Source organism: Rhodobacteraceae bacterium M382 (assembly GCA_025141015.1).
Taxonomy (GTDB): domain Bacteria; phylum Pseudomonadota; class Alphaproteobacteria; order Rhodobacterales; family Rhodobacteraceae; genus Aliisedimentitalea; species Aliisedimentitalea scapharcae.
Map to the genome: position 1 here is coordinate 4371824 of CP081098.1, position 11950 is coordinate 4383773.

Below are 11950 nucleotides of genomic sequence, written 5' to 3' on the forward strand. Positions count from 1 at the left end.
CCGGCATTCTGGTGTCAAAGCGCAAGAAAGACGTTCAAATCAGAACGCGCTTTAGTCACTCGTCCCACTTCGACAAGATTGCCTCCACAGGCTTCGCGTGACCCCTAAAGTACTGGAGAAAACCAAATGCATCCAATCTCGAACCGACCTTCATCTTGATAAACTCTGAATGCCCGCGTTTAAGGAATTTCCCGACAACAACTTTGCCTGCGACATGTGGGTTTGAGATCAAGCGCTACTGGTCAGTTTGAACGTCTGCTTTGGTGAAAAATACTGCACTGCCAAACATTCATCGCCGTGGTTGCAAGAGAATGCTGCGTCAGCAATAGCCGCACGTGCACAAGTCCGCTTCGTTCCGCATTGCAGCCATTGACCAACCGCTATGCTTGGCGTTCGACCCAGCAGCGAACGGTGCGATACTCTGATGTCCTCTCAGCAGCCACTCACCCGCGCGCGCGTCTCCGAAACAACCGCCCATCGATCAACAGCAACCCGATCAGGATCGCCCCCATCCCCATCAGATGCTCTGGCAACAATTGCTCGTTCAACACCCAGGTGCCCAGCACCAACGCCGACACCGGCGCGATCAGGGTCGGCATGGTGATGTTGGTGGGCCCCACCTTGGGCAACACCCAATAGAACACGATGAACGCCGCCGAGGTCAGCACAAACCCGATCACACACAGCGCCGCCCAGGTTTCCAGCTTTGTGATCACCGGCATTCCTTCCATCCACAACGCCAATGGCGCAATCGACACCGTCGCGCCACTCAGCGCCAGCGCCACCATGACCACAGGTTCCAGATCGCGGAAATATCGGGCGAAATTGACCGAGAACGCATAACAGACCGGCGCGCACAGCGTCATCAGAACCGCCCACAGCGCCGAGTCGCCACCGCTCCCGATGACCGGCAATGACAACACGACGATCCCGGCAAACCCAAACAGAACCCCCAGCGACTTCAACACCGTCGCCCGGTCGCTGCCCGGCCAGAAATGGGACACCAACACCGCAAATGCCGGTGTGGTCGCATTCACGATCCCGGCCACGCCGCTGGCGATATACTGCTGGCCCAGCGCATAGAACGCAAAAGGTGCCGCATAGCTGAGCGCCCCGAACCCCAGCAATGCCCAGGCCCTGCGCCACCCGATCTGCACGGTCTTGCCCGTGGCCAGCACATAGACCCAACATCCCAGCGCCCCAAAGGCGACCCGCCCCATCGACACCGACAGCGGCCCCAGCTCACGCAACAGGATTTCATTGAACATGAATGACATGCCCCAGCCGATTCCCAAAACGGCAATCACCAGCCAGTATTTCAACGCCATGTTCGGTCTCCTGGGGATACAACCCGGCGATTTGCACAGAACACCGGTGCGATGTCGATCAAATTCTTGCACTTACCCCCGCGCTCGGCGTACACCAGCGACATTATTTTTATGTTCTGGATCCATGTCATGGCGGATTTTGCCTGCGCTCTCATTGTACACGATCGTCGACTCTTGCTCGGGCAACGGTCGGCACACCGTCGCAATCGTGCCGACAAATGGGACGTGATTGGCGGCATGGCCGAAGCTGGCGAAGATCTGCACAGCGCCCTGACCCGCGAACTGGCCGAAGAGGTCGGGATTGTCCCCCTCTCGCAACGCTATTTTGCCACGATCGAACAGCAACCGACCGACTCCTGCTTTCACTATTTCGTGGTGGATCAATGGCAGGGCACCCCAACCATTCGCAACCAGGAACACAGCCAACTGATGTGGTACCTGTTTTCCGATGCCGCGCAGCTGCCGGATCTGGCCCTGCCAGAGTATCCCGACCTGTTTCGCCGACTTGCGCGCTTTTCTTCCGGGGCCGACCCTTCTAGTTTGGGCTGATGTCCCACGAACTCGACACTGTCTTTGCTGCTTTGGCCGACCCGACCCGGCGTGCCATTCTGACCATGCTTCTCGAAGATGACATGGCCGTCACCGATGTGGCCGAACCGTTCGAAATGTCGCTGGCGGCAATTTCCAAACACCTGATGATCCTGACCCGCGCCGGGTTGATCGCCCAGGAAAAACGCGGCCGGGTCAAATGGTGCAAACTGCAACCTGACGCCATGCGCGCGACCAGCGTCTGGATGCAGGGCTTTGGCCAGTTCGAACCGGTCCATCTGGATGCGTTTGAACGGTTTCTGGCCACCGAACTCAGCGAGCCCGAGACCTGAAACCACGGTTGACACGCCGCCCCCGGAGCTGACCCTGACGCTAACCCTGACCCTGGCCGCCGGCTCTGCTCCCGGTACCCAGCATCGCCCCTTTGGCCCCGATTATCCGCGCTGAAGCTTTGCGCGCCCGCTGCCCTCCAGCAGCATCACCAGGGCGACAACCGTCATCACGATCCCGACCAATACCAGCCCGTTGGGCACACCGTTGCCCAGCGCGATTTCCCACAGGATCACCCAGCTGGGCACCAGATAGGTATAGGCCATCACTTTGGCCGATGGCAGGTTCATCGCCGCGAATTGCAGCAACACGAATGACGCCGCCGTGGCGAACACCACCAGATAGGCCAAACCGATCCACACGATCCCGGGCAGCCCCATCCAATCGGTGGCCCGGATGTCATGCCAGCCATAGATGGTCAGCAAAACGCCCCCCGCCACCAAGGTACCAAAGGTAAACACCACCGGGCTTTCCCCGCGGTTCAGCTTGCGCACCATCGGCGTATAGATCGCGTGGCTGGCGCAGCCGACGAAATAGATGATCTCGCCCTGCCCGACCTTGAACTCCATCAGCGCCGCCAGATCCGCACGAAAAATCACCCACAGCGCCCCCGCCCCGCCAATCGCCAACGCCAGCGCCATGCGCGGGGTGGTGATCTGGCGCAACAGGAACCAGCCGACGATACCGCTCATCACCGGGGTCAGGGTGAACACCGCCGCCGCGCTGACTGGGGGTGCGGTTTTCAGCCCGTAAAACATCAGCACGAAATAGGCCGCAAACAGCCCCCCCAGCACCAGATACCGCCAGGGCGCGGCAAAATCCTGCCGTTTCAGCCCCTTTGTCATCATCGCCGCCAACCCGATGACAATCGCCGCCAACCCGAACCGCACCGCGGTCAGCGCCTCGGGTGCGATTTCATTGGCCACCATGGACCCCAACGAAAACGACCCCGCCACCAGCGAGGAGAAGATCAGCATCGCCAGATGCCCACGCAGCTCAGGTGTCAACAGGTCCACTCCTTGGCGCGGGATTTCAGAAATTTTAGAAAGGTCTGCACCTTGGTCGTGCGGTGCAGATCCACATGGGTCACCAGCCACAGCTTGCCCGACCACTCCGGCACAGGCTCCATCACCTGCACCAGCTCGGGATAACTCTTGGCCTCCCAGGTCGAAAAGAACCCGATCCCGGCCCCCTGCAGGACCGCTTCGCGCATGGTGATCGTGTTGGTGCACAGGAACGAAATCGCCTCGGGCGGCACAAACTCCCGCAGCCAGCGCGAAAACGGGGCGCGGCTGTTGACGTCGTCATTGCCGACAAAGCGATGGTTGGCAAAATCATTCGTGTCCGCCGGCACACCATAGACGTCCACATAGGATTGCGACGCATACAGCCCCATCTCCTGGGCCATGAACGGCTGCACCACATTGTCGGGCTGTTCCGGCGCATTGCCGGCCCGGATCGCCACATGGGCCTCGCCATATTCCAGCCGGAACACCCGGTCTCCGGTGAGATAGCGAATGATCAGACCCGGGTGTTCGCGCTGAAAATCCACCAACACCGGCGACAACAGAGGCGCCACGGAGGCCAGCGACGTCACCACCAATTCGCCGGATACATCATTGCCCTGCCCCTTCAGCCGCCCGACCAGCTGGCTGAACTGATCATCGGTCGCCTGCGCCACCCGCAACAGATCCTGTCCGGCCTCGGTCGGGGTATACCCCCGTGCATGGCGCTGAAACAGCTTGACCCCCAACCGCGCTTCGATCGCATCAATATGGCGGATCACCGTGGCATGATGCACCCCCAACACTTCCGCCGCACCGCTGACGGTGCCCATACGCGCCACCTGATAGGCGGTGCGCACTTCATCCCAATTGTCCATGCTCACCTCAGGCTCACCTTTGTTCGCAAATTTTGTTGTTCACAAATGTCGTCATACCGCAAAATCCATCACTACGCAAAAACGCACAGTACATGTGAGATATCCGACATTGCGTTCGTTTTTGCAAGAACCCATTTGACCCTCATCACATGCAAACACGCACAAAACCACACAAGGGTCCAGACCATGACACACACGCTCCTCCATATCGACAGCTCCGCCCGTTTCTCGGATTCCGCCAGCCGTATCCTGTCATCGCAAATCGTTGACCACCTGACCCCCGACCAGGTCATCCGCCGGGATCTGGCGCAACAGGAGCTGCCACAGATCTCCGAAACCTGGATCGGTGCCAATTTCACCCCCGCCGACCTGCGCACCGACGCCCAGACCGCCGCTTTGGCCCAATCCGATGCGCTGGTTGATGAACTGATCGCCGCCGATACCATCGTCATCGGCCTGCCGGTCTATAACTTTTCGGCTCCCGCCAGCCTAAAGCTGTGGATTGATCTGGTCGCCCGCGTGGGCCGCACGTTCCACTATACCGAAACCGGCCCTCAGGGCCTGCTGACCGGCAAACGCGCCATTGTGGCCTATGCCTCGGGTGGGGTTCCGATGGGCGCGCCGGTCGATTTTGCATCGACCTATTTGACCCAGGTTCTGAACTTTGTCGGCATCACCGAAATCGAATTTGTCGCCGCCGAAGGCACCGCCGCCGATGCCACCGCCGCCCTGACCAAGGCCCAGGGCGAAATCGCCAAATTGGCCGCCTGAGCACAGTGATAACCTGGCGGGACCCGGATCTTTCACAGCCCGGGCCCCGCTCTGCGACATGCTCTTTTTCGGCACTGGAAACCATGGCCCCCACAAAATAGGGTACCCACCAATGGTTGCACACAGTCAGAAAGAGAGAGAGCGCAGATGAAAAAGATCGGCATTCTGGGCGGCGTCGGCTGGGCTTCGACGCTCGATTATTATCGCGCCATTGCCCAGGGGGCCTCTCGCCGCGCGGCGGCTCAGGGCCATACCGCGCCTGTGCCGATCCCGCCCATGACCATCGAATCCGTGGTTCAGGCCCAGACCCGCGCCCTGCGCGGATCCCCCGGCGATGACCCCAGCTGGGCCGCTTTTGACACCGTGTTCCGCACCGCGCTGCTCACCCTTCAGGGGGCGGGGTGTGATTTCGCCATCATCGCCTCCAACACACCGCACGCGCGCCTGCACGCCATCACGCGTGGGGTCACCCTGCCCGTCCTCAGCATTTACGAAGCCACAGCCACCGCCACCAAACGGGGCACCAAACGGGGCACCAAACGGGGCACAGCCGCCACCGGCGCAAACGCGGCCCTGGTGCTGGGCACCACCGTCACCATGCAATCAGACAGCTATGCCCGCCATCTGGCGGCTGCGGGCATCGCTGCGAATGCGCAATTGCCCGATCCCGACATCGCCGAAATGCAATCCATGATCGACGATGATCTCCACGGCATTTCCAATGGGGATGCCGCGCCCAAGGCCCGCGCCCGGTTGCTGCGGGTCTGCAACCGTCATGCCACGCCCGGCACCGCAATCATCCTGGCCTGCACGGAATTGCCGCTGGCCTTTCCCGATCATCTGGATGATGTCAGCTTTCACGCCGACGGGCATCTGTTCATCAACCCCTCGGCGGCCCATGTTCAATCCGCTCTGGACCGCGCGCTGGGGGATGATCAGACGCCCTGACTGCGTCTGGGTCCGCCTATGCCCGCCGTCAGGCCCGCGATCAGGCCCGTGATCAGGGCAGCCAATTCACCGCACAGCCGATCCGGTCAAAAAACGCCATCATATCCCCCCGGTCCATGGCCACGGTCCGATCATTCACCAGCGGATGCATATAAATGACATCGGCCTGTTGCGCGGCTGACTCCATGAAAAACTGTACGCCGTTGTCCACGCCATTCACCATGGCCAACGGGCTGACCGCGCCGGGGCGAATGCCCAGATTTTGCAACAACCGATCCGCAGACCCAAACGACAGGTTGCCAATCCCCAGCTCGGCACCCAGCGCCTTCAGGTCGATCTCGCGATCCTGCTGCAATGTGATCAGGTAATTGCGCTTTTTCTTGTCGCGCAGATACAGGTTCTTGATCCGCAGCGCATTCTCGCCCGGCACCATGAACTGGTCCTCGACGGCCTTGCTGTCTTCGACCGTGCGCAGCGGCACATGGCTGTGCAGTCGATAGCCGATCCCCCAACCATCCAACCGCGCCAACAGCGCGTCCGAGGAAACAGGCAGGCTGTCCTGATAGGTCAAAGAAGCGTCCATGTCAGTCTCACTTTGGGCTCAAATCACCGGTGGGGCCTACATGAAACACGTCACCCGCCGGTGCAAGTCCCCCCTTTCCAGACGGGCGGGCTTTGCTACACTGCCGACATGAAGGTCACACGCAACACCCCGGATCAGCTGATCCTGTCCGATACCCCCTGGCTGATCGGAATCATGCTGGTGTTTTTCATCCTCGCCTTTGTCGGTCCCGGTCTTGCCATTGTGTCGACCGGCGTCTGGGCCGGGCTGATCTTTGTGGTGTTTGGCGGTGGTATGGGGGTGGCTGCCTTTTGTGTCTTTGTGCGCCGGGTTCAGGTCATTTTTGATCGCAGCGCCGATAAAATCATCCTGCGGCGGCAATCGGTGTTCGGCTATACCGCCGTCGAACACAGGCTCTCTGACCTGTCCCATGCCGTCACCGAAACCACCACGTCGCGCCGCGATGGCCGCACCCGCACGCTGCACCGTCCGGTTCTGGTGCTGGACGACGGGATGAGCGCGGGGCACCACCCGATTGTCGCCTCCTATACCTCCGGGGCCGGAGCACAGCGTCTGACCGACGCGGTCAACGCCTGGCTGCCCGCCACACCTCAGGACTCTGGCCCGCTTGACTCTGGCCCGCTTGACTCTGACGCCCAATCGGCGTAACGCCTGCCCAAACATCCGGAAGTGAGAAACCTTCCGGTCCCTGACATGCGTTCAGGGATCGCCCCCCACCAGCGAGTTTCGCCCGTGGGGGCAAAACTGTATGGTTTGCCTCCACAGTCCAAATTGGGCGGGGCGGCAATTGTGAATTGAACCCCTGCTTCCTACATTGGAAGCGCCCCAGATGAACCGGCGAAGGAGCCCGCAGGCATGTTTGAAAATCTATCCGAACGCCTCTCCGGCGTCTTTGATCGCCTGACCAAACAGGGCGCCCTCTCCGAAGAAGACGTCAAAACCGCCCTGCGCGAAGTCCGCGTTGCCCTGCTCGAGGCCGACGTCTCGCTGCCGGTGGCACGCGAATTCATCAAAAAGGTCCAGGATCAGGCCACCGGCCAATCGGTCACCAAATCGGTCACCCCCGGCCAGCAGGTCGTCAAGATCGTGCATGACGCGCTGGTCGACACGCTGCGCGGCGACGAAGACCCCGGCAAGCTGAAAATCGACAACCCACCCGCGCCGATCCTGATGGTCGGCCTGCAGGGCGGCGGTAAAACCACCACCACCGGCAAACTCGCCAAACGGCTCAAGGATCGCGACGGCAAAAAGGTCCTGATGGCTTCGCTCGACATCTACCGCCCCGCCGCGATGGACCAGCTGGCCGTGCTCGGTGCCCAGATCGGCGTCGATACCCTGCCCATCGTCAAGGGCCAGAAACCTGTCGACATCGCCAAACGCGCCAAACAGCAGGCCGCGCTGGGTGGCTATGACGTTTATATGCTCGACACCGCCGGGCGCCTGCACATCGACGAAATCCTGATGCAGGAGGTCGAAGACGTCCGCAATGTGGTCGACCCGCGCGAAACCCTGCTGGTGGTCGATGGCCTGACCGGTCAGGTCGCGGTCGAGGTCGCCCAGGAATTTGATGACAAGATCGGCATCTCCGGCGTGGTCCTGACCCGGATGGACGGCGACGGGCGCGGCGGTGCTGCGCTGTCGATGCGCGCCGTCACCGGCAAACCCATCCGCTTTGTCGGTCTGGGCGAAAAGATGGACGCCATCGAAACCTTTGAGCCCGATCGCATCGCCGGTCGGATTCTGGGCATGGGCGACATCGTGGCGCTGGTCGAAAAGGCCCAGGACACCATCGAGGCCGAACAGGCCGAACGCATGATGAAGCGCATGATGAAGGGTCATTTCAATATGAATGACCTGAAAATGCAGCTCGATCAGATGCTCAAGATGGGCGGCATGGAAGGCATGATGTCGATGATGCCCGGCATGGGCAAAATGGCCAAACAGGTGCAGGACGCCGGCATGGACGACAAGGTCATCCAACGTCAGATCGCCCTGATCCAATCCATGACCAAAAAGGAACGCGCCAACCCCGCGTTGCTCCAGGCATCGCGCAAAAAACGCATCGCCGCCGGTGCGGGCCAACAGGTCAGCGACCTGAACAAATTGCTGAAAATGCACCGCCAGATGTCCGACGTGATGAAAAAGATGGGCAAGATGGGCAAAGGCAAGATGCTGAAACAGGCCATGTCCGGCATGTTCGGCGGCAAGGGCGGCCCCTCGCCCGAAGAGATGGCCGCAGGCATGGACCCCAAGGCGCTGGAGGCCGCGGCCAAGGCGATGGGCGGCGGACGCGGTATGCCCGGCGGCCTGCCCGGTTTGGGCGGCGGCATGGGTCTGCCCGGTGGTCTCAGCGGGTTCGGGAAAAAGAAATAATTCCATGCTGACTCTCGACATCCCCACCCTCAAAACCGACCGTCTGGTGCTGCGCGCACCGGTTGCAACGGATTTTGAAACCGTGGCCGCATTTTTTGCGGATGCGGATCGGTCGTGGGGATTCGGCGGACCGTTGGACCGCAACAACGCCTGGCGCTGGTTCGCCAGCCTGATCGGCCATTGGGCGCTGCACGGCTTTGGCTTCTGGATGGTCGACACCCGCGACGGTGACCCGGTTGGCTTTGTCGGTCTCTGGGCCCCCGAAGGTTGGCCCGAGCCGGAACTGGGCTGGGTCATGTTCGAAGGCGCCGAAGGCAAAGGGTACGCCCGCGAGGCCGCGATTGAGGCCCGCCGCTATGCCTATGAGGTGCTGGAATTCGACACGCTCTCCAGCAACATCTTTCCGGGCAACGCCCGCTCCGTCGCGCTGGCCGAACGTCTGGGTGCCTGGCACGAACGCACCTATGAAAATGTCAGCCACGGGACCGAAATGGTGTACCGCCACCCGGCCCCGGCTGACCTGACAACAGGTGCCGCATGACATTGGACATCAACATCCCCCGGCTGGAAACCGAACGCCTGATCCTGCGCGCCCCCTGCGAGGCCGATCTGGACGCCGAAGCCGCCTTCTTTGCCTCCGACGCCTCCAAATTCGTCGGCGGCCCGAAACGGCGCGACGAAACATGGCGGTCCATCGCCATGCTGCTGGGCCATTGGGTGATGCGCGGCTATGGCTTCTGGGCGCTGGATGACAAGGAAACCGGCACGTTCCTCGGTCACGTCGGCCTGTGGGGGCCCGAAGGCTGGCCCGAATCGGAAATCGGCTGGACCCTGATGAACGGCGCCACCGGCAAAGGTTACGCAACCGAAGCGGCGCTGGCCGCGCGCGCCTATGCCTATGACATTCTGGGCTGGCCCACCGCGATCAGCCTGATTGATCCGGCCAACACCCCCAGCCAACGGGTGGCCGAACGCCTCGGCGCGACATTCGAATCTGAATACGAACACCCGGCCTTTGGCACCACCCATGTGTGGCGCCATCCGGGACCTGACGCTGTGGTCAACGGCGGCATGGAGGCCTATGCCTGATGCCCAAGAATATCCCCGTCATCGAAACCAAACGTCTGGTCCTGCGTGGCCCCGAAGCCGAGGATTACCCGGATTTCAAGGCCACGTTCAGCTCTTACCGCTCGCGTTTTATGGGCGGGCCTCTGAACACCTATGAGGCCTGGATGCTCTATGCCGCCGAAATCGGCCACTGGCAGGTGCGCGGCTTTGGCATGTGGATGATCCACGACAAGGTGACGGATGAAACCTATGGCATGGCCGGGGGCTGGATGCCTGCGGCCTGGCCCGAACGTGAAATCGCCTGGATCATCTGGCCCGATGCCGCCGGTCACGGCTATGCGCTCGAGGCGACCCATGCGGCACGCAATTATTTCTACACCCAGATGGGTTGGGAGACAGCGGTCAGCTATCTCGACCCCAAGAACCTGGATTCGATCCGGTTGGCCGAACGGCTGGGTGCAAAAAAGGACAATGACGCCCAGACCATCGACGGCAACGACGCGGTCTATCGCCATCCCTCGCCCGCGCAGCTGACCGATTCTCAGCTGTCGCATGGCATCGACATGGAAATCAGCCACTACGCCGATCCGCTGTTCAAACCGAAAGGCTGGGCCATTGACTGAATGGACTGATATGTTCCGCCGTTTTTCGGGTGTTGATGCTGCGTCGCGGCGGTGCACGGGTGGTGCACGCGTGGTGCACGCATGTCACCCCCCGGTTTTTTTCGTTTTCCGCCCGTTCAACGCCGCAGTGCAGAGGCCCGCATGACTGATCCCGTGACCCGCGCAGCCGAGCTGCTGAAAGAACACCGCGAAAGCATCGACCGGCTCGATGCCATCCTGGTTTATACGCTGGGCGAGCGGTTCAAACACACCCAGGCCGTGGGCCGCCTCAAGGCGGAACATGACCTGCCCCCCTCCGACCCGAGCCGCGAAGCGACACAGATCGCGCGGCTCGAAGATCTGGCCAATCGGGCCGATCTGGACCCCGAATTCGCCAAGAATTTTCTGAATTTCATCATTCAGGAAGTCATCCAACACCACAAGAAACACCAAGAATAACAGGCCCTTGCCTGCTTACGCCATCTAAAGGAGATACACCCATGGCTATGAAAATTCGTCTCGCCCGCGGCGGCTCGAAAAAGCGTCCCTTCTATCGCATCGTGGCGGCCGACAGCCGCATGCCGCGCGACGGCCGCTTCATCGAAAAGCTGGGCACCTACAACCCGCTGCTGCCCAAAGACAGCGAAGAGCGCGTAAAAATGAACGCAGAACGCGTTCAGTACTGGCTGAGCCAGGGTGCCCAGCCCACCGACCGTATCGCTCGTATGCTCGAAGCAGCCGGCCTGCGCGAAAAGACCGAGCGTTCGAACCCGAAAAAAGGCACCCCAGGCAAGAAAGCCCAGGAGCGCGCCGAAGAGAAAGCTGCCAAGGCAGCAGACGCTTCTGCCGACGCGGAATAAGATTGGGATGACGCGGAACGCTGAATTCGATGATGAATTCCGCGATCAGCTTGATCTGCTGATGCGGCTCCGGCGCGATGTGCGCCGGTTCCGCACGGATCCGGTGGACGAGGCGGTGCTGACGCGCTGCCTCGACGCCTTTCGACTGGCCCCTTCGGTGGGGTTGAGCGAACCCTGGCGCGTGATCCGCGTGACCAGCGATACCGCCCGCGCGGCGGCGCTCGAGAATTTTGAAGCGGCCAATGCACAGGCGCTTACCGGATATTCTGGTGACAGGGCAGCGCGTTACAGCCGGCTAAAGCTATCCGGCATGCGCGAAGCTCCGGTGCAACTGGCGATCTACTGCGACGATGCCACCGCCAAGGGCCATGGGTTGGGCGCTGCCACCATGCCGGAAATGCGGCGCTATTCCGTGGTCACGGCCATCACCCTGTTCTGGCTGGCCCTGCGGGCCGAAGGCCTCGGGCTGGGGTGGGTGTCTGTTCTGGATCCCGACCAACTGAACGCCGATCTGGATGTACCAACTGCCTGGCAACTCATTGGCTATTTCTGTCTGGGTCATCCGGAAGACACGGCATTGACGCCCGAACTGGAAACCAAGGGCTGGGAAGACCGCCTGCCCGCGGTGCCGATCGAAACGCGGTAAACCCTGTCAG

16 protein-coding genes are annotated in these 11950 nt (G+C 61.3%); 12 read left to right on the top strand and 4 right to left on the bottom strand.

From position 1 onward, the window contains the following. Positions 1–443: 443 nt before the first annotated feature. On the bottom strand, positions 444–1328 hold the full coding sequence (locus K3727_20255; protein ID UWQ91046.1) for a DMT family transporter: 885 nt from the start codon (positions 1326–1328) through the stop codon (positions 444–446). 129 nt (positions 1329–1457) lie between these two features. Between K3727_20255 and K3727_20260 the strand changes: the two genes are divergently transcribed. Next, positions 1458–1877 carry an NUDIX domain-containing protein gene (locus tag K3727_20260; GenBank protein ID UWQ91047.1) on the top strand — a complete coding sequence of 140 codons (420 nt, stop codon included), beginning with the start codon at positions 1458–1460 and terminating at the stop codon, positions 1875–1877. Continuing rightward, on the top strand, positions 1877–2209 hold the full coding sequence (locus K3727_20265) for a metalloregulator ArsR/SmtB family transcription factor (protein ID UWQ91048.1): 333 nt from the start codon (positions 1877–1879) through the stop codon (positions 2207–2209). Before K3727_20260 ends, K3727_20265 begins: the two co-directional genes overlap by 1 nt. 102 nt (positions 2210–2311) lie before the next feature. Here K3727_20265 and K3727_20270 read toward each other — a convergent pair whose 3' ends face one another. Both K3727_20270 and K3727_20275 read right to left on the bottom strand, forming a co-directional pair. Continuing rightward, the gene (locus K3727_20270; protein UWQ93472.1) at positions 2312–3184 is read right to left on the bottom strand and encodes a DMT family transporter; all 873 of its coding nucleotides are present in this window, start codon (positions 3182–3184) and stop codon (positions 2312–2314) included. A 26-nt stretch (positions 3185–3210) separates the two neighbouring features. Then, on the bottom strand, positions 3211–4089 hold the full coding sequence (locus K3727_20275) for a LysR family transcriptional regulator (protein ID UWQ91049.1): 879 nt from the start codon (positions 4087–4089) through the stop codon (positions 3211–3213). Positions 4090–4275: 186 nt separating this feature from the next. Here K3727_20275 and K3727_20280 point away from each other — a divergent pair, with 186 nt between their 5' ends. Together K3727_20280 and K3727_20285 are read left to right on the top strand one after the other, a co-directional pair. Continuing rightward, positions 4276–4860 (top strand): NAD(P)H-dependent oxidoreductase, encoded by a 585-nt coding sequence (locus tag K3727_20280; GenBank protein UWQ91050.1) that lies wholly within the window; start codon positions 4276–4278, stop codon positions 4858–4860. A gap of 147 nt (positions 4861–5007) precedes the next feature. Beyond that, on the top strand, positions 5008–5808 hold the full coding sequence (locus K3727_20285; protein UWQ91051.1) for an aspartate/glutamate racemase family protein: 801 nt from the start codon (positions 5008–5010) through the stop codon (positions 5806–5808). A gap of 52 nt (positions 5809–5860) precedes the next feature. Here the strand turns inward: K3727_20285 and K3727_20290 are convergent, their stop codons facing one another. After that, positions 5861–6391 carry a prolyl-tRNA synthetase associated domain-containing protein gene (locus tag K3727_20290; protein ID UWQ91052.1) on the bottom strand — a complete coding sequence of 177 codons (531 nt, stop codon included), beginning with the start codon at positions 6389–6391 and terminating at the stop codon, positions 5861–5863. 108 nt (positions 6392–6499) lie between these two features. Here K3727_20290 and K3727_20295 point away from each other — a divergent pair, with 108 nt between their 5' ends. The 8 genes from K3727_20295 (at position 6500) to bluB (ending at position 11940) form a co-directional block, all read left to right on the top strand. Then, a complete protein-coding gene (locus K3727_20295; protein ID UWQ91053.1) occupies positions 6500–7039 on the top strand; it encodes a hypothetical protein in 540 nt (179 codons plus the stop codon). Positions 7040–7246: 207 nt separating this feature from the next. Next, positions 7247–8764 (top strand): signal recognition particle protein, encoded by a 1518-nt coding sequence (gene ffh, locus K3727_20300; GenBank protein UWQ91054.1) that lies wholly within the window; start codon positions 7247–7249, stop codon positions 8762–8764. 4 nt (positions 8765–8768) lie between these two features. Beyond that, entirely contained in the window at positions 8769–9305 is a 537-nt protein-coding gene (locus tag K3727_20305) for a GNAT family N-acetyltransferase (protein ID UWQ91055.1), read from the top strand. Beyond that, positions 9302–9853, top strand: a complete 552-nt coding sequence (locus tag K3727_20310; protein ID UWQ91056.1) for a GNAT family N-acetyltransferase — start codon at positions 9302–9304, stop codon at positions 9851–9853. Before K3727_20305 ends, K3727_20310 begins: the two co-directional genes overlap by 4 nt. Next, positions 9853–10455: a GNAT family N-acetyltransferase gene (locus K3727_20315; protein UWQ91057.1), complete on the top strand. Its 603-nt coding sequence runs from the start codon at positions 9853–9855 to the stop codon at positions 10453–10455. The genes K3727_20310 and K3727_20315 overlap by 1 nt, the downstream gene beginning before the upstream one ends. Before the next feature lie 141 nt (positions 10456–10596). Then, positions 10597–10893, top strand: coding sequence for a chorismate mutase (locus tag K3727_20320; GenBank protein ID UWQ91058.1), 297 nt, complete (start codon positions 10597–10599; stop codon positions 10891–10893). A 41-nt stretch (positions 10894–10934) separates the two neighbouring features. Then, positions 10935–11294 (top strand): 30S ribosomal protein S16, encoded by a 360-nt coding sequence (rpsP, locus tag K3727_20325; protein UWQ91059.1) that lies wholly within the window; start codon positions 10935–10937, stop codon positions 11292–11294. Between the two features lie 7 nt (positions 11295–11301). Next, a complete protein-coding gene (gene bluB / locus K3727_20330) occupies positions 11302–11940 on the top strand; it encodes a 5,6-dimethylbenzimidazole synthase (protein UWQ91060.1) in 639 nt (212 codons plus the stop codon). Positions 11941–11950 lie beyond the last annotated feature (10 nt).